The following is an 18,841-nucleotide window of genomic DNA, read 5'->3' as shown; positions in this document are numbered from 1 at the left end:
ATTATTTTTCAAAAATAGGATAATTGAATTGATGGCGCTACCCTTTACTAAACAGAATGGGCGGAATGGGTTCCTGCTGCACCAACATACTCTGAAGCCCCCTCTCCCCATTGGAGAGGGGGTTGGGGGTGAGGTTTTCAACCGTATCTTTACAACATGCAGTTCGACAAGATCATCAATGCCAGGATAAATAATGAGCCGGACAAGCCGCTGATGAAGAAAGACCTCTTCCCGGTGAATGAGCGGTTGCAGAAATACCTGCACCAATACGGCCGGGATGTTGCATTGCCGGTTTCTTACAAAGACCTGCTGAATTACCGCCACAGCACCGCTTTACGGAACAAGAAAGGGAAACTCACCCATTGGGAAACAGCCGTGTACGACCTGAAAGAAATGGAATTCTTAAAAGAAGGCCTGATAAAAACCTATGCAACACTGAAAACCGAAGGCAACCTGAGTTTTATCAAGCACCTTGACGTGGAGCGGATAGATTTCTGCGAATTCGGCAACAGCATGCCGTTCCGGATCCGCATCATCAACCGCATCAACGATAATTACGATCATTATTATGTGAAGGCGGCAGATGCATCCCGTATTTACGGGCTGGAGCTGGAACACCTGCTCAGTCCCAACCGCATCACGTTCTTATACCACCGGAATACCCTGGTGGAAGAGCACATACCCGGCATACCCGGCGATGTTTTCCTGGAAGATTACCTCGAAGAACCGGAAACAAACAAGATACGCATTGCCAAAGAGTTTGTAAAGTTCAACGAACGGTGTTTCGCAAGATTACTGGGCGATATGCGGAGTTACAATTTTGTGATAGACATCACCCCTGATATTGAAGACTACCAATACCGCATCCGTTCCATTGATTTTGACCAGCAGAGTTATGAAGGAAGAAAGAACCTGTACCTGCCCCAGTTTTACAAAGAGAATTACGAGTACGTTGAACTGGTATTAAAAACCCTCAGCCCGGAAGTGATCGAACAATACCAGGCCGAAGAACGTACCGCCATGGCCCACCGGGCATTTGCCAGCCGCAGGCAGTTGCTGGAAATGCTCAACATCATGGCCAAAGATGAGATCTCGGACAACTACAAAATAAAAATGCTGAAGGAAGAACTGAACGTACACTTCAACACGCATTATTTCTCCCGGTGCCAGACCATGGGCGCCATTGTAAAAAGGCAATTGAAAATTGTTTTGAAGGAATACCTGCAGCAGGTGAAACCCTCCTGATGAAACGAATGGCATCCTGTCCCGGTAACTACCGGGATGCCGAAGGATTATTTTTTATCTTTAAGAAGCTATGCTGATTATGTACGATCCCAAACAAACCAGAGAATTACAGAAAAAGACCGGGGAATGGCTTTCGTTGGCGAAAGATCCGGAACACGGTGATGTAAATAAGAAAAATGCAGAAGCGCTGAGGAACTGCCTCCGTTTTCATGAGTACCGGTATTATGTGCAGAATGATCCGCTGATCAGTGATTTTGAATATGATTCCCTTTATAAGTTGCTGGAAAGATTTGAAAAGGAACACCCCGACAGCATTACGGAAGATTCCCCAACACAAAGAGTGGGCAAGGGATTGATAAAGGATTTCCCGAAAGTGCAGCACCTGGTGCCGATGCTATCGCTTGATAATTCGTACAATGCTTATGACCTTATTGATTTTGACCGCAAGGCCAGGGAATTATCCGGCCTTGCCCTGATCGAGTATTGCGTGGAACCAAAATTTGATGGCGCCAGCATCTCCCTTATTTATGAAAATGACCTGCTTACCCGTGGGGCAACCCGGGGCGACGGAGAAGTGGGTGACGAGATAACCCTGAATATAAAACAGATCAAATCCGTCCCGCTTTCAGCAAAATTCAGTGAGTATGGAATAGAGCAGGTGGAGATACGTGGCGAAGTGCTGATGAACAAGAATAATTTCAAGGCATATAATGATGCATTGATCGAAGAAGGGATCCCCCCGCTTGCCAATCCACGCAATGCAGCCGCCGGTTCGCTGCGTATAAAAGACAGCGCAGAAGTGAGCAGGAGAAACCTGGAGGCGTTCCTCTACCACGTAAGTTATTTGGCTGTTGGTAAAGAGCAATTGGCGCCTCAAACCCATTCCGGCATGCTTGAAATGCTATGGGAGCTTGGTTTCCGCAGCCCCAAAAAAGAAATGAAAGTACTGAAGGGAATTGATGCCGTGATCGGCCATGTACATGAATTTGAAAAAAAAAGGGACAACCTGGGATATGAAATTGACGGTATGGTGATCAAGGTAAATGACCTTAAACTGCAGGATAAACTGGGTATGACATCGCATCATCCCCGCTGGGCGGTTGCCTTCAAGTTTAAAGCAAGGCAGGGCACCAGCAAATTGCTTGCGGTTGAATTCCAGGTAGGCCGTACCGGCGCTGTAACACCGGTTGCTAAAATTGAACCGGTGCAGGTAGGTGGTGTTACGGTAAGCAGCATTTCCATCCATAACGAGGATTACATCAGTGACAAGGACCTGAAACTTGGCGATACCATACTCATTGAACGCAGCGGCGATGTCATTCCGCAGATCGTAAGATCATTTGCTGAGTTGAGAAAAGGCCATGAAAAGAAGATCAGGTTCCCCACCCACTGCCCGGTTTGCGGCAATGGGTTATTCAAGCCGGAGGACGAAGCAGTATGGCGCTGTATAAATCTAACCTGTCCCGCCCAGATCGTGGAAGGCATCATTCACTTTGTAAGCAAGGATGCGATGGATATCCGGAACTTTGGCGAAGCCAATGTGCGGAAGTTCTATGAGTTGGGATTCTTAAAAGATATTCCCGGTGTATATACCCTGCCCTGGGATGAAATTCAAAAACTGGATGGCTTTGGCGAGCGGTCAATTGCAAAACTTCAGCAGGCCATTGAAGATTCAAAAAAGCAACCCCTCCACCGGATCATTTATGCCCTGGGCATACGCTATGTGGGAGAAACCACGGCAAAGACCCTGGCCAATGCGGTTGAACACCTGCTGCAGTTTGGTGATTTTACGGAGGAGCAGTTGCAGGAACTGGAGGATGTAGGCGTTAAAGTTGCTAAAACAGTCTATGGGTTCTTCCACAATAAAGAGAATATCCATTTACTTAAAGAACTGGAGAAACTGGGTGTGCAGCTGAAAAACGAGAAGAAAGACCTGGTTAAAGGCGGAAACCTCTCTGGCCAGTCTTTCCTGTTCACCGGCACGCTTGCCAAACTGAAAAGAAGTGAGGCTGAGACACTGGTGGAAGCGAATGGCGGAATGATCCTTTCGGGCGTAAGCAGTAAGCTGAATTACCTGGTGGTAGGCGAAGATGCCGGAAGCAAACTGGAGAAAGCCAAAAAACTGGCCTCGGTAAAGATCATCACCGAAGAAGAATTCATAAAAATGCTACCAACTTAGCAAAAAAAAGTATTATATTTAAAAGGAGCCTATTACAATTCGGGCTATCGGGCTGGCCCGGTATCATTTTAAATCATACTCTTATGATTAAAAAACATCCCGGCGAAATCTGGAAACAGATACTTTTTAAAGGTCATAAACAATTCCGGAAGAAATATGCCGTATCATCCTATGGCAGGGCATCCAGTTATAATACAGCGGTTGAAAAAGACGGTAAGTTCTTAAGCGGCTCAATAACTTCGGGCTACCGTACACTAAATCTCCACGTAAAAAATGGCAATGGCACTATTTATATTCACCGGGAAGTGGCAAAGTTGTTCTGTAAGAAGCCTTCTTCAAAACATAAATATGTTATTCACCTCAACCACAAAAAAAAGGATAACCATTTTAAAAACCTTGCATGGGCAACCCTCAACACGGTGAGCACCCACCAGCAGGATAGCCCAGATAAAATAGCGTACAAGATACGGCAGGCAAATAAAACAACCGGGCTGAAACTCAATGCCAGCCAGGTAAAGACCATCAAGAACATTCTGAAAGACCCCAAACGAACCATCACATACAAACAACTTGCTGCCCGGTATAAGGTGAGTGAAATGACCCTGTACCGGATACGAAGCGGCGAGAACTGGGGCCGCATAAAGTAACCAGGAACCGGTGAATGGGAATGGGTGATACCGTTCCCTTTTTTATTTTCTGTAAATTCGTTTTCCAAAAATTCAATCAAATGCTGCAACCCTCAACCCTCAGATTCCTGAAAGACCTTAAAAAGAATAATACCAAGACCTGGTTCGACAAGAACCGTAACCAGTATGATGCTGCAAAGGATGATTTTCTATTGATGGCCGGGCAACTTATCAGGAACACAGGCACATTCGATCCTTCCATTGCAAACCTGGAGGCAAAGAACTGCATTTTCCGCATAAACAGGGATGTCCGGTTCAGCAAGAACAAAGACCCCTATAAACATAATATGGCCGCCTACTTCAATAAAGATGGCAAGAAAGGCCTGGGTGCAGGATATTATTTACACATAGAGCCGGGTGAAAGTTTTGCTGCCGGGGGGATCTGGATGCCTGAGCCGGCCGTACTTGCCGGTATCCGCCAGGAAATTGATTACAGCTTTGGTGAATGGAAAAAAACCGTAGAAAGCAGATCCTTCAAAAAAATGTTTCCTGGGGGATTGCAGGGTGAAGCGTTAACCAGGCCCCCAAAGAATTATGACGACAGCAACCCTGCCATTGCCTATATAAAAATGAAGAGTTTCATTGTAACCAGCCCGTTCACCGACGCGGAAGTTCAAAACAAGAACTTCGTAAAAGAAGCTGCCAAAAGGTTCCAGGCAATGAAGCCGCTGGTTGATTTTTTGAACAGCGCTATCAGCTAGACATTCATTTACCTTTTCCCGGAGATCAGCAGGTCCAATAAAAAAGATGGCCAGAGATAAAAATCTCCGGCCTTGCTTACCTCTGAAACCACAAGAAAAAAGGTAAAATATTATGACATTAAACGGATGTTTAAATAGTTTAGGTAATTGGCGTCCTTACATAAATGATATTATGGAACGGTTTTTAAATAAGATTGGAGAGAGTTAGATAACTGAGCAGGTTGTAAAATTAGTATTTTTTTAATATTATCATAATTTATTTTCCAGATTCTGCTCATCTTTTTCTATATACAAAAATAATCATTTGTTTTTGCCCCCCTCCTTCCCTGGCTCCAGGGCTTAAAATCAGAATAACAACCACTTATAAACACATAGTAAACAATGGATTTACGCTTATCAGCAGCCGTTACACTCATTTAAAACCAGTGAACCTACAAAAAACAATCACAAAAATTCTGCCGAAAACTAATAAGTGTTAGTTTTGTTTGAAAAACCGGATGGCCAAAATAAAGCCTGGGAAAAACAGCTCAAAAAAAGAGGCTATAACACAAAAGGCGGCCGTTCTTTTCAAAACAAAGGGATATACAGCTGCTTCCATGAGAGAACTGGCAGAATCGATCGGCGTGGAAGCGCCAAGCCTGTACAACCATATTGGTTCAAAGAGTGAATTACTCCAGATCATTTGCTTTAAGGTTGCCAGTGCCTTCACAACACACCTGGATGCAACAGAAAGTACCGGCAAGAGTATATTATCAAAAATCGAGCATATCATCCGGTTCCATATCGGGATGATGCTGAATGACTTTGACGAAGTATATGTGGCGAATCATGAATGGAAACATTTGAAAGAACCCTGGCTGGGCGATTTCTTAAACCAGCGGAGGGGGTATGAGAAACGGTTTGTAAAACTGGTTGAAGAAGGAATGGAGGCCGGGGAATTGAAAAAAGCGGACCCCTACGTTGCTGTATTGACCATTCTGTCGGCCGTACGGGGACTTGAGTTCTGGCAGCACCATAAAAAAAATATAACCACAGAAACACTGGAAGCTAATATGGTGAACCAATTATTAAACGGAATAGCAAAATAATTTATATGGCAGTTCATTTTCACACACTGAAAGTAAAGGACGTTAGAAAAGAAACCCAGGATTGTATCTCGGTCGCTTTTGAGATACCTGCGGAACTGAAAACTGAATTTTCTTTTGAGCATGGGCAAAACATCACCATCCGCAAAACAATTGACGGGGAAGAACTTCGCCGGTCCTATTCGATCTGCACATCCCCTTTTGAACAGGAGCTCCGCATTGCCATTAAAAAGGTGGAAGATGGAAAATTCTCCTCGTTTGCCAATGATGTTCTGAAAGTGAATGATGAGCTGGAAGTACTTCCGCCAACAGGTAAATTCAATACAAAACTGGACAAGGGAAATGAAAAGCAATACCTGGCCTTTGCTGCAGGAAGCGGTATTACGCCGGTTATTTCCATCATCAAAACAACCCTGCAGGCTGAACCTAAAAGCAGCTTTACCCTGGTTTTCGGCAACAAAGGCCGCAACTCGATCATTTTCTTCGAAGAACTGGAAGGTTTAAAAAATAAATATCTCAATCGCTTTAGTTTTATAAACATTCTTAGCCGGGAAAAGACAGATGCTCCCCTCAACTCCGGAAGAATAAACACCCGGAAACTGAATGAACTGAATAAACTGGTTGATTACAAAACTGCCGACGACATCTTTATCTGCGGCCCGGAGGAAATGATCTTTTGCGTAAAGGACTTCCTGGAAGAGATCCACATTGATAAAAAGAAGATACATTTTGAACTGTTCACCACCCCCGGCCAAAAGCAGGTAACAAATCGCCATGTACCGGACACAAATAATTCAGGGCCAAAAAGCCATATCAGCATTAAACTGGATGGCAGAAGCTTTGATTTTGACCTGGGCTTTGATAACGACAGCATCCTGGACGCTGCGCTGAAACAGGGAGCTGATCTTCCTTTTGCCTGTAAGGGGGGCGTATGCTGTACCTGCAAGGCAAAACTCCTGGAAGGAGAAGTGGAAATGGACGTTAACTGGGGGCTGGAGCATGAAGAAGTGGAACAGGGATTTATACTTACCTGCCAGTCACATCCCAAAACGGAGAAGGTGGTGGTTGATTTTGATATAAAATAACCCTGATTCAGAAGATTATAGTGTTCCCTAAAAACTCAACCTCGTTCCCGGCTGAATAATAGCCGTATAATCCCGGTTGGAAGTAATTTCATTTCTTTTACCATGCCCTTTCGATGCTTTCAGCCGGATCTGCTGCCCGTTGGCAGCAGTGACAGAACTGATCTCTATATCAGTAAGCACTTTCCCGAGTTTGATGGTGCCGCTTGCGGTGGCGCCCTGCCGGATGATGGTTACCCCGTCATACACCACGGGATAGCTCACTGAAAAACTTACCGGTATGTCTTTCCGCTCTTCTGCATTGCCCAGGTCTGTACGCAGGGTAAGTTCAACTTCTACCTTTGCATTGATGTAAATGTCCTTTTTCTCTTCTTTTTTTTCTACGGGGACAACTTTTTCTTCCCGTATGGCTTCCTCTCTCTTTGGAACCGGTTCCTTTGTAATTACATCCACTTTCTTCTCTTTGGGTTTTTCAGTAACCGGCTTAACTTCAGGAACAGGTTTATTTTCCGGAACGTTCTGTACGGTTGGTGGTTCATTTGCCGGACCTTGCTGAATAATATTCGCGGGCACACTGCTGTTATTGGTATCTCCTGAAATACTGTTTTCCGCTGTATTCATGCTGTTGCCTGCCTGCAGGTTCTTTGTATCATTCCGGTCGAATAATATTCCCATTACAAAGAGCAGGAAGATCAAAACTGCTACGCCAAGAAAATATGCTTTCTTATTCCGTAAGATTTTCTCTTTCCATGATTCCAGAACTGCCCCGGTTTGCTTCCACGGTTCAGTTTTTGTGTTTATGTTCTCTGCGGTAAGTTTGTCACCGCTGATCTGTGCGGGATCCATTGCTCTTGAAAGCCCTGCTGAAGTTGCCAGTAATCTACCCAGGCTTACTTCCCTGAAACGGGGGAAAGCCGCCATCAATGCCTGTTGAAATGACCGGGCATCGGCATAACGGCTGGCTGGATTTTTTTCAAGCGCTTTCATGACAATATCTGCCAGGGCTTTAGGGACCGAAGTATTAAATTTATCCGGCGATTTTACTTTTTCTTTCAGGATGGCCTGCATCAGGTTAAAATCTGTATCGCTTTCGAACGGCAGTTTACCAGACAGCATTTCATACATGGTGATACCGGCGGCATAAATATCTGATGCAGCAGAAGCGTCTTTCCCCTGGATCAGTTCCGGTGCCATGAATTCTACCGTACCTACAATCTTGTTTACCTGGGTCATTTTCTGTTCGCCGGCAACCTTGGCAATACCAAAGTCCATCAGTTTAAGGGTCCCATCCGGCGTCAGCATCAGGTTGGATGGCTTGATATCCCGGTGAAAAATATTTTTACGGTGCGCATGCTGCAGTCCCTCCAATGCCTGTATGAATACGGGTACAACAAATTCCGGTGGCAATGCCTTATGTTTTTTTAAAAGATCATCCAGGTTTGTTCCTTCCACGTATTCCATCACCATGAAGTGATTTCCTCCCTGTTCAATGAAATTGTAAATGACCGCAATGTTTGGATGTAGTAATTGTGCAAGCACCCTGGCTTCTTTTTTAAACCGCTCCAGGAACTGGGCTTGCATGGTAAGTTGCGGATGAAGCATCTTTAATGCCACTTCCCTGCCCAGCATGGTGTCGGTGGCACGGTAAACATTACCCATGCCGCCCTGGCCAAGGTGAGCATTAATCTGGTAGTTATGTATTTTTTGTCCGATCATAATTATGCTGGTGAGGTATCAGAAGGCAGATCTGCATCCCTCGTAAGTTTAGGTAATTCAACATCCCTGGTTAATTTTAATCCGTTTTCGGGCTCATTATTGATTGCTGCCCTTTCGGCCAGAACCACCGTTATATTATCATGTCCTCCTCTTGCTTTGGCCTGGTTTACCATAAACCCTGCTGCATTTTTTAATCCTTCTTTCTGCAATATCTCTTTCAACTCTTCATTACTGAGATAATCATACAAACCATCTGAACAAATGAGGAGCCGGTCGTTGTTTTCAAAACTCAACGGGCATTTTCCAGTATCGATCCTCAGTTCGGGTTTTGTTCCCATGGCATTGGTAAGGATGTTACGTTTGGGATGGCTTGCTGCTTCGTCGGCAGTTATATCGCCGTTCTTAACCAGTTCCTGTACAAAGGTATGGTCCTCGGTGATCTGTACGATCGAATCTCCCTTCTGCATATAAGCCCTGCTGTCACCCACGTGGGCATAATACACTGTCTTGTCAATGACAACCAGCGCAGTACAGGTGGTACCCATACCATTATAAGCCTTTTGTGACCGCGCCTTTTCAAAAATACTTTTATTGGCAAGTGCAAAGACCCTTGCCAGGTTTTTCTCTACACCGCCATTACCGGTTTGATTGAAATATTCCCTGCTGATGATATCACCTGCCATCCTGCTTGCCACTTCACCAGCCTGGTGGCCGCCCATTCCATCTGCAACAATCAGCAGGTATCCTTTTTCCCGGATGACATGCTCATCAGTCACTTTGTAAAACATTCCCGTGTCTTCATTATTGGTACGGATATTACCCATGTCGGATAATACGATCACCCGCAGGTCTCCCGATTCAAATGAACCGTTGCTGTTTTCCGGAACGGCCTGCTTTGTTTTTTTTCCAAAAAGTTTGAACCAGCTCATTTTTTATTCCGTTATTTTTTCAAGATTATATTCATACGATTTCCGCCGGGTGGTGATAGGTACTTCTATCTCCCGGGAAACATATCCTTCAGCCTGGATGGTGAACTGAAAATTCTGCCCTTCACTCCCGTTGATCTCGTATGGAAGTTTTTTTGTGCTGCCATCCGGAAAAACAATATAGGCATTGGGTGCATTCGGTGAACTGATCATCAACTTTTGCGTTTCCGTAGCAGCCTGCTCTTCCTTTTTTACATTCTGCCCTTTGTTTTCCCCTGCTGGCTGAACAAGGATAAGGACCATGACTATAATGAACATTAATACACCCCCGGCTATGAAAGTATTTTTCCGGTTCCACTCAATTTTTAACGACCCTTTATTCCCCTTCAAGGCATGCTTTGCATGGTGGTCATTTAAGATGCGTTCAATTTCCCCGGCTGTTATGCGGCCGGCGGGATTTAGGCGCAGGCTTTTTTCAATGACCAGGTTCAGCTTATCAGAAATCTGCGGCACCATTATATTAGGGTTGGTAAATGTTCCTTTTTCAATTTTGGAACGCAGGGTCACCGGGTTATTTGCTTCAAAAGGAAGATAACCGGTTACCAGTTCATATGCCAATACGCCCAGGCTCCAAATATCTGATCTCCTATCTGCCTGTTGCTGAAACTGCTCCGGGGCCATGTATTCGGTAGTACCGACGGCAAAGCCCTGTTGCGTTAGTTTGGGTGTATATTTTGCCTTGGCTATCCCAAAGTCAAGCATAGTGACCTTACCATTGGAATTAATTTTAAAATTCTGCGGCTTAATATCGCGGTGAACAATATCCTTTTTATGCAGGTATGCCAGTGCCGATGCCACCTGGCGGATAATCACTTCTGCCTCCTGGTTGGTTAGTTTTCCTTTTCGGTGGAGGTAACTGTCGAGGTTTTCGCCTTCCACATATTCCATGATGATGCAGGGTATACCCCGGGAAACGATGTACTCATACATGCATGCGATGTTTGGATGACTTACCGAAGCCTGGATATAAGCTTCGTTCCGGAAACGTTCAGCCATCTCTTTCTGGTGCAGGATTTTTACTGCCGCCAACCGCTGCAGGGCCTTGTTATATCCCTTATAAACATCGCCCATACCACCTGACCCGATACGATCGGTCAGGTGGTACCCGGCTATTTCTGTTATCTGTCCGTAAGTGAACCCCATGTTTAAGCCCGGTTAAAAAACGATGCTGTAATATGCTTATCTGTTTACTGTACCTTTTTTATTCCCATCAATTCCATCCCATACTTAATTGGTACGGCAAAAGATATCTGGGTACCTCTTGCATCCGATTTCCCGGCATAATAAATTCCTATTACATTCCCTTCATCGTCATACATCGGGCCACCGCTGTTTCCTCCACCTGTTGCATTGATGGTAAGCTGGTACGAGTCACCGAATCCGCTATATATATTCGTTTTTTCTGAACTGGCCGGAACGATCCTTCCAATGTTTCCTGTGGTTACTGTAGGGGTAGGTATGGTGGTTACCTGGCTCTTTGGGTTGAAAGGATCATTTGATTTACGCACCACGTATTGATCAGGCGCCACGCCCGGGTAGCCCATAACAGTAACCGTTTGACCTGGCTTTACAGCATCATAATTATCCTTCATCGTCACCGGTGAAAGAGACGTTGGCAGTTCCACTTTTATCATGGCCACATCATGCTGGTCGGAAGGAGTGGATGACTGAACAGGCCTGCGTAATGCCGTGTTGGCAAATATCACATTCATGTAGGTATTTTTCCCTTTTACCGATCCTTCATTGGCAGGGCGACCTCCCACCATCGTGGCCGTAGCAGGAACATAAGATCCCACATCCTGTGGCTGCACCTGGTAATTGGGATCAACCTGGCTTTTACCGTTAATATTCCGTATCAACAATCCCGGGAACGCAAAATCCGGAAAGCCGTAACGGGTGTTCCAGCTTGCAGCCACATGCCTGTTGGTGAGTATAAACCCATCAGCCGACACCACAAAGCCTGAACCCGATGCCCCTGCTATGCCAAGCGGTACACCCAGCTGGACATTTTTCTGCAGATCAAGAAATGGTTCGATCTCGCCCCGGTTGTTTTCAATATATACGGCACGGTAAGTTGTTTGGCCGGCTGCGTCTTTAACCGCCATATACTGGTGCCATAATTCCTGACCCGAGTTGGCATCAAATAATTGCCAGCCAAATTCTATCTGCACCACCTTATCAATATTTTCCCTGGCAATTACATCAGGAGCCTTTTTATTTTTTAAAGTTGAATCTCCTACATTCACAACCGTTGTGGTATTCTTACCAAAGATCTTATCCCGGAAGAAATAACCCATCGCACCCAGTACGATGATCAAACCACCGATGACATAAGCCATATTGCTGAATGATTTTTTTCTTTCAGCAACCAGCATTCTTTCTACGGTTTGTTTGCCCAGGCCGGTTTTAACCGGTTCGGATGACGCGGCGGTTTGTGTTACGTCGGAAACAGTGGTTGCTTTAATGGATGTTGGAATATCCATCACTTTTGTTTCCATCATCATATCCTGAGGTCTTGGATAGATATCAAAAGTAAAAACAGGGCCATTGCTTCCCAACTGTACTTCATCGCCTGGATGAAGCGTGGCCGAACCTTTCACCCTCATCTTGTTAACAAAGATACCGTTGCGGCTGTTATTATCATTGATGCTGAAACGGGGGGGGTCGGAACTTACCTTCACCACCTTTCCATGTTCCCGGCTCACGATCACTTCCTGCTCGGGGTCATACTGGATATCACTGCCGGATAAACGACCGATGGTCAATTCCCCTTTGTTAAAATCAAATTCTTCAACCTGGTTTGCTTTGGTACCTGAGATATGCCGGATGACATACCGTTCAATAGTTGTGCTCATTGTTTAAAGGTTTTATTAATAAGTAAGAGAAATGTGTAATGGGGTACAAAATAGCCGGTTTCTGGCATAGGAAATCAGAAAAAAGAGGGGACGGCAACGACAGAGAATTAGCTGTGATTACAGCAATCCACCTGGCATTCATTTCAACTGTTATTTTATGTGGCAGAAGTATTTTTCCAGTGAGCAGAGATACGATATTGCTTATCGATGACTTAAATATAGCACTATTCATTTTAAATATTCAATTTTTTTGGCCATTTTCGGTGGCTAAATAAAAATCCAAACTGGAATATTATATCAAGGAGTCCTGGCGTAAATACAGGCGGTACCCGGGTGAATGTATTTTTCAGATGCCAGTTCTGCTTTAACCCAATAGGATTAGCAGCAAAAGGATCAAAATAATTGCCATGCCTTTCTTTACAGCATACATGTTTGCTATCCCGTTTTATTGCTTAATGATTCGCAGCACTTCACCATTATTTAGTTTGATGAAATAGGTACCGTTTACATATTTACCCAGATTAACCTGCTGACTGTTTGCGTTGATCTTTATGCTTTCCATAAGCCTCCCGTTCATATCATACAAAGCAGCCATCGTGCCAACCAATGAATTATCGCCAACAAGAATGGTGACCAGCCCCGGCGTTGGATTTGGATAAACAATGGTATTGGCTGTATTCTTTTCCGTATACCTTAACCGCACTATGTTACTGTATTTGAATTTCCCGTCAACATCAATTTGTTTTAACCGGTAGAACATTACCTCGCTGTTAAGCCTGTCTATATCATGATCGGTGTATTGATAGGTATTGGTTTGGTTACTGTTACCGGCTGCATTTACAATCCCGATCCGGCTGAATGATGTACCGTTCAGACTCCGCTCCACATCAAACTGTTTGCTGTTTTGTTCATTCGCTGTTGCCCAGTCTAAAATATTATCCTTTGAAACTGTTTTACCCCTAAAATAAAGCCAGGTTACCGGTAAAGGCGGGCCCACATAAGTGCATTTTATTTCTCCCGGCCTGAGCGTTTCTTTATTACCCACACTGTCGGTTGCCAGCACAAAGAAACAATAACTGGAATCCGGCGGTAAGAACAACGTAGTGTCATTGCGGCTGATCCTTGGTATGAGCACGCTGTAGTTGACCTGGTCGGTAGATACATAAATGGTATAATACGCTATTCCGCAGCCACCGGTATCATCCACCCCTGTCCAGCTGATCGTGATCGGGTTAGTAGTGTTTGCAGGCAATGCATTCATGTGACTGGTGGGCGCAAAGGCATCAATGGTATTCGTATGAATATTGGTAGATATGGTATCATTAAGATCAAACACAATAGCGGCCCTGGCGCCAATGGTATCTAATGTAATTGCGGTTTGAACGGGTTTGATGCTAAAGTTCACAAAACCGTGTCCGTAAAAGGGCTGGGTGCTGTCCTGCAATAATAAAAATCCAACTAACGGATCAACAGGAGGCTGCAGTGTAATGGGGTCAATGGATTGAAATTCCCAGAAAGCAACATGATTGATCTGATCGTAACCTGCGGTAATGTCTACATACAATCCCAGCGAATCCCTGCAATCTAAACGCTGGTAGTAAGATGCCAGGCTGGGTGGCACGGCAAATGTTTGGTTATTGAAACCGAAATTACCCAGCTGGAAAGTAGCTGCATCCTGTTTAGGTTCAATGGGCAAAGTAATGCGTACAAATTTGGCAGGTGCACTGGCTGTTGAATCATTCTCATATAAGATCGTATAAGGCAACCTGTCCTTTACACTCACCCAATGTTTGTTGGGTTGCCCATCGGGGCCAATGATCTCATTGGGGTCTTTGGGACCAACTGCAATAACAGGTTTAGTAGTACCTGGAGATTTGGGATTATTTTTTAAAGTGCCGCCGGGGCTGCCATTTTGAGGGCAGTTGGGTTTGGGACGAGGATTAGTGAAGACTTTATTTTCAAGCCCCTTTCTGATCCGCATGAACCTTTGGCTGTTTTGCCACGACATTCCTGATTCAGACCTTTCTTCCGGAATGACTTTACTATCCTGGCTATCCCACCAACTCCAAAATGGGTCTCCATAAAATTGTCCGGCATATTCTGCATTATCATTCATGCTTTGACCGTTGCCACCAGTGAGTGCACTTGTTGCTTTTTCCTGTGCAAAATCAAACAGGTTGTAAATTCCCCCGGCCGGTGTAAATCCAAGGCCACTTTGCGCCAGATTAGCTCCTGATTTTGTCAGTTGGTAGCCGTCAATCGTGCCGTTATTATAATTGTTTATAGCATCTCCGAATTTGTGACCTTTAATGACTGCATCAACTGCGTTTAACCCAAATCCCAGTTTTCCTAAACCGCTTACGGTTTTAGCCAGTTTTCCATCTTTAAGGGCATTTATGCCATTTACAACCTGTTTTAATTCTTTTACAACCGCTTTTTCAGCTTTCACATTCCCTGACTTCCAATAAAAATCAGCAAGTTCTTCCAGGTATTTTTCACGAGTTTTAAGATCATTCATGGGCACTCCAGCAACTTTTTCTACCCAACCACCAATTCCGTTTAACCAACTTTCTGTTGTTTCAATTTTGTCAATGGTGGTTTTCTCCTGGCCATCACACTCCAACCCAAAAATATCAACCCCATTCGCCGGGTTATTATGCACATACTGGTACATACCCATACCATCAGCATAGCCAATGAGGTCCCGCTGGTTAAATAATCCTGTTGAAGGATTATATTCCCGGAAGAAAAATTTATAATTGCCGGTGGCACTGTCATATACCTGGCCGGTAAAACCAAAATGGTTGCCCGCCAGTGAACCAGGAAGGGGATTATTCAATGAATCATGAATACTCATTTTTCCATAGGCATCATATTCATATCTTTCCAGCAACCTTCCTTGCTGTGTGGAAATGGCTTCCACGGAGTTAAGTTCGTTTTGATGATAATAAAAAGAAGTATTGTTCTTTTCATTTACCAGCGGAGTGAGAAAATTTGAGAAAACGGTCTTGTTGATAATATTTCCGGTGGCATTGTCCCTTTCTTCTATTGGCTTAATCCCGGAATAAGTATAGTTGAGGATATTCCCGTTCATGTTTTTTCTTACCCTTCTGTTAAATGCATCATATTGATAGGTCAAAACATTTGCAGGTGATGACGAGTCTTTCACTAATCTTTTTTCTGCATCGTAGGCCTTATAAAAAAGCCCGTCATAAGTAAGGTTGCCGTTATTGTCATACGTAAAATTAATATTCTGTGTGCCATTGTTGCTGTTGGTCAGTTGGTTCAGATTGTTGCCGGTATAAGTTGTGTTTACACCATTTAAATTTGCAGCAGTTCTGTTTCCCAACGCATCATAGGTGTACGTGTTCTGTATAATTGGCGTGCCGCCAATAATACCTCTCTTATAGTTGGTAAGCCTGCGGCCATTGTCATAAGTAAATTGTTCTGACTTTGCCGGGTTATTAAATCGTTCGATGACTGTTTTATTCTGTTCGTTGTTATAGGAAAATCCTGTGTTCTGAAAAGCGCCGCCTGCAGTTGAAAAATTAGATAACCGGTTTGCAAAATCATACTGCATATTGGTTGTTATACCATTTGAAAATGTTTTGGTAATTACCTGGTTGAGGTTATTGTATTGATAGCTTACCAATACTGAATTGTTTCTGGAAATACTTACCAGGCGGTTCCGGGTATCAAAGTTTTTAGTAATCGAGGTACTGTCGGGGTAGATGGTTGTTTGTGTGCGGCCGGAAATATTGTATGCATAATTTACCGTTCTGCCATTAAAAGATTCTGAAATAACCCGGTTCAGTGCATCATAGGCTATATTAACTGTACCTGTATTGTTGGCAGCCGACAGCACTCTTCCCAATGCATCGTAGGTATAACTATATACATCGCCATCCGGCAGCGTTTTTGTAATAATCCGGTTCAGGGAGTCGTAAGTGAAATTAATATTGGTGCCGTCGGTAAGTCGTTTAGTAATAATATTCCCTTTGTTGTTATACGTGTACTCCAGAAAACGGGCATCGGGATAAGTGGTCCTTTTCACCCTGTTCAAATTATCGTACGTATAATTGGTAATATTATTATTCTGGTCTTTTAAATAAATAATATTCCCGGCTGCGTCATAAGTCCGGGTAATTGTAAATCCATTATTATCCGTTATGGTTTTAACACGGTCAAGACTGTCGTAAATATAATTGCTTGTAAAGCCATTACGGTCGGTTACTGATGTAATGTTGCTGTTCCTGTCATAAGTCAGCAAATAAGAATTACCCAACGGATCAGTAATTTTTTTTATCCTGTCAAGGCTATCGTATTCTGCGGTAATGTAAGCGCCGCTTCCATTTGTATAGTTGGTTATATTACTATTCCTGTCGTAACTAAAATTTGCGATAGCGCCGTTGATGTCATTTATGGAGGTAACACGGTCTAACTGGTCATATACATAATTGATTGTTTCGCCATTGGGAAAATTAACGGAAGTAATATTCCCGTTGGCATCATAATTCAGGCTGCTGTTATTTCCCTGTGGGTCCATCACAGCGGTCAGCCTGTTTCTTGTATCATAACTTAATTTCACCGAATGGCCGAGTGCATTAGTGATGCCGGTTAAATTGTTCATACCATCGTAGGTTGCATAGGATTTTTTACCCATTGCATCGGTAACCTGAACAATTCGGTTAGATGCATCATAACCAAGCAGGCTTGTTGCATTGTTTTCATTGATAAAAGAAACTGCATTTCCTTCTGCATCATAATTCAGCCTGATATTATTGTTAACCGGGTCAATAATTTTTTTCAGCCTGTTTAAAATATCGTATTCGGCAGTGTATGTATTATTCCCTGCATCGGTAAAAGACAATAAATTACCCCTTGCATCAATTGCCAGGGTTGCATGGTATCCATTGGGGCCCGATACTGCAGCAGGGTTGCCATAAGTATCATAACTGTAAGCGTACACATTGCCCTTGGGATCTGTACTGCTTATAATATCTCCGTTAGAACTATAGGCAGCCGTGTAAATATTATTGCCAGGCTCTGTTAACTGTGTTAAATTACCAAGCGCATCATATGTCATTGTGTAAACATTCCCTTTGGGATCAGTAACGCTGGTTACCTGGCTATAGACAGGCGAATATGTATACGCCGTTACCTGGTTCAACGGATCTTTCATTGTAAGCATATTACCGCTGGTATCATACGTATAGGTATACACATTTCCCTTTGCATCCGTCTCTTTGATCTTATTTCCATTAGCATCAAATTCAAAGCTCATATTGTAACCGCAGCAATTGCCGGATATGGAACTTAACCAAACCTGGTCTCCCGATTTTTTGTATCCGTATTTTGTTACCTGGTTACTCCCGGTTGTTAAATGATCCGTTGCGATCGTTATGTTAGTAGCGGTATCATACGAAAAGCTTACCCGTTTGTTACAGCCAATTATCTCGCTTATGGAAAAATCATTGTAGTATATTATATCAACCGTATTGTTGTTTTTATCCGTTATGGTCTTCATCGGGCCGTTTACCAGGTAACTGTATTTATTGGTGCCGCCCAACGGATCGGTTACCTGCTTAAGATTACCATTACTTTCATAGGTGTACGTATAGGTACGGGTGGGTGTTGCTATGGCATCTACCACCGTTGCCAGCCTGCCATTGCCGTAATAGGTAAAAGAAATGCTTTGGCCTGCCGTATTTACCAGGGAAGTCAATAAGGTATCGGTGTAATTAAAATTGATGTAATTGCCGTTGGGCTCCTCCATCTTAGTAACCCGTTTATGGGTGCTGTTGTCAAAATAGAATTTTGTACCATTCAATTCTGTAAGTAAATATTTACCGGGCTGGTATTGGGTAAGTGTATTAAAAAATCCTTTTGGTGATTTGTATCCGCCACCCGGCAGGGCAGTATAATTATCTTCCCTGCCTTCGCCCCAGATGATGGTCTTGCTATTGGCTGTATCATTTATATATTTTATAGAATACCCAAAACTCCAGCCATTTCCAAAACCAGTATTCTGTTCCTGATTAAAACTGTTATAATTAAATGTTACAGCGATATCAAACCCCCTTGCTGGTATATAAATATCATTCCGGGTTATATAAAGATTGCCGGTATAAGTATTTACCTGTGTACCCAATGGCCCCGTTTTATTAGGCCTGTTTATATTCTGGCCGGCAGCGGTTATTGCTGAATAAACAAAAAGCACCAGCAACATTAGTCTGCCCGCTGTTTTTTTTGTGACCATGCAATATTTATCGGTTAAGGAGTACATGTGTTATATCTTTTATTGTC

At 43.6% G+C, this 18,841-nt stretch carries 11 protein-coding genes; 6 read left to right on the top strand and 5 right to left on the bottom strand.

All coding sequences use genetic code 11. The annotated features are described in order from the left end of the window. Positions 1 to 156: 156 nt before the first annotated feature. From IPJ02_15880 to paaK, 6 genes are all read left to right on the top strand, one after another. Positions 157 to 1,245, top strand: a complete 1,089-nt coding sequence (locus IPJ02_15880) for a hypothetical protein (protein MBK7376963.1) — start codon at positions 157 to 159, stop codon at positions 1,243 to 1,245. Positions 1,246 to 1,324: 79 nt separating this feature from the next. Continuing rightward, entirely contained in the window at positions 1,325 to 3,424 is a 2,100-nt protein-coding gene (ligA, locus tag IPJ02_15875) for an NAD-dependent DNA ligase LigA (protein MBK7376962.1), read from the top strand. An 83-nt stretch (positions 3,425 to 3,507) separates the two neighbouring features. Then, complete coding sequence (locus IPJ02_15870; GenBank protein ID MBK7376961.1) at positions 3,508 to 4,071, top strand: hypothetical protein; 564 nt, start codon at positions 3,508 to 3,510, stop codon at positions 4,069 to 4,071. An 80-nt stretch (positions 4,072 to 4,151) separates the two neighbouring features. Beyond that, a complete protein-coding gene (locus tag IPJ02_15865; protein MBK7376960.1) occupies positions 4,152 to 4,811 on the top strand; it encodes a DUF2461 domain-containing protein in 660 nt (219 codons plus the stop codon). Positions 4,812 to 5,308: 497 nt separating this feature from the next. Continuing rightward, positions 5,309 to 5,899 carry a TetR family transcriptional regulator gene (locus IPJ02_15860; GenBank protein MBK7376959.1) on the top strand — a complete coding sequence of 197 codons (591 nt, stop codon included), beginning with the start codon at positions 5,309 to 5,311 and terminating at the stop codon, positions 5,897 to 5,899. Positions 5,900 to 5,904: 5 nt separating this feature from the next. Continuing rightward, on the top strand, positions 5,905 to 6,981 hold the full coding sequence (paaK, locus tag IPJ02_15855) for a phenylacetate-CoA oxygenase/reductase subunit PaaK (protein MBK7376958.1): 1,077 nt from the start codon (positions 5,905 to 5,907) through the stop codon (positions 6,979 to 6,981). 27 nt (positions 6,982 to 7,008) lie between these two features. On the opposite strand, the gene IPJ02_15850 is transcribed toward paaK, so the two are convergent. From IPJ02_15850 to IPJ02_15830, 5 genes are all read right to left on the bottom strand, one after another. After that, positions 7,009 to 8,694 (bottom strand): protein kinase, encoded by a 1,686-nt coding sequence (locus IPJ02_15850; GenBank protein ID MBK7376957.1) that lies wholly within the window; start codon positions 8,692 to 8,694, stop codon positions 7,009 to 7,011. 2 nt (positions 8,695 to 8,696) lie between these two features. After that, entirely contained in the window at positions 8,697 to 9,623 is a 927-nt protein-coding gene (locus IPJ02_15845) for a Stp1/IreP family PP2C-type Ser/Thr phosphatase (GenBank protein ID MBK7376956.1), read from the bottom strand. 3 nt (positions 9,624 to 9,626) lie between these two features. After that, on the bottom strand, positions 9,627 to 10,823 hold the full coding sequence (locus IPJ02_15840) for a serine/threonine protein kinase (protein MBK7376955.1): 1,197 nt from the start codon (positions 10,821 to 10,823) through the stop codon (positions 9,627 to 9,629). A gap of 44 nt (positions 10,824 to 10,867) precedes the next feature. Continuing rightward, positions 10,868 to 12,535 carry a trypsin-like peptidase domain-containing protein gene (locus IPJ02_15835; GenBank protein MBK7376954.1) on the bottom strand — a complete coding sequence of 556 codons (1,668 nt, stop codon included), beginning with the start codon at positions 12,533 to 12,535 and terminating at the stop codon, positions 10,868 to 10,870. Positions 12,536 to 12,980: 445 nt separating this feature from the next. Further along, positions 12,981 to 18,821 carry a hypothetical protein gene (locus IPJ02_15830; GenBank protein ID MBK7376953.1) on the bottom strand — a complete coding sequence of 1,947 codons (5,841 nt, stop codon included), beginning with the start codon at positions 18,819 to 18,821 and terminating at the stop codon, positions 12,981 to 12,983. Positions 18,822 to 18,841: the final 20 nt, after the last annotated feature.

The organism is Chitinophagaceae bacterium (assembly GCA_016710165.1).
Taxonomy (GTDB): domain Bacteria; phylum Bacteroidota; class Bacteroidia; order Chitinophagales; family Chitinophagaceae; genus Ferruginibacter.
Note: the sequence above shows the minus strand (reverse complement) of the source record. Positions and strands in the feature narration are given on the sequence as shown.

Excerpts from the sequence above, each read along its gene's own strand:
- IPJ02_15880 (MBK7376963.1), top strand. The coding sequence starts at position 157 with ATGCAGTTCGACAAGATCATCAATGCCAGGATAAATAATGAGCCGGAC.
- ligA (MBK7376962.1), top strand. The coding sequence starts at position 1,325 with ATGTACGATCCCAAACAAACCAGAGAATTACAGAAAAAGACCGGGGAA.
- IPJ02_15870 (MBK7376961.1), top strand. The coding sequence starts at position 3,508 with ATGATTAAAAAACATCCCGGCGAAATCTGGAAACAGATACTTTTTAAA.
- IPJ02_15865 (MBK7376960.1), top strand. The coding sequence starts at position 4,152 with ATGCTGCAACCCTCAACCCTCAGATTCCTGAAAGACCTTAAAAAGAAT.
- IPJ02_15860 (MBK7376959.1), top strand. The coding sequence starts at position 5,309 with ATGGCCAAAATAAAGCCTGGGAAAAACAGCTCAAAAAAAGAGGCTATA.
- paaK (MBK7376958.1), top strand. The coding sequence starts at position 5,905 with ATGGCAGTTCATTTTCACACACTGAAAGTAAAGGACGTTAGAAAAGAA.
- IPJ02_15850 (MBK7376957.1), bottom strand. The coding sequence starts at position 8,694 with ATGATCGGACAAAAAATACATAACTACCAGATTAATGCTCACCTTGGC.
- IPJ02_15845 (MBK7376956.1), bottom strand. The coding sequence starts at position 9,623 with ATGAGCTGGTTCAAACTTTTTGGAAAAAAAACAAAGCAGGCCGTTCCG.
- IPJ02_15840 (MBK7376955.1), bottom strand. The coding sequence starts at position 10,823 with ATGGGGTTCACTTACGGACAGATAACAGAAATAGCCGGGTACCACCTG.
- IPJ02_15835 (MBK7376954.1), bottom strand. The coding sequence starts at position 12,535 with ATGAGCACAACTATTGAACGGTATGTCATCCGGCATATCTCAGGTACC.
- IPJ02_15830 (MBK7376953.1), bottom strand. The coding sequence starts at position 18,821 with ATGTACTCCTTAACCGATAAATATTGCATGGTCACAAAAAAAACAGCG.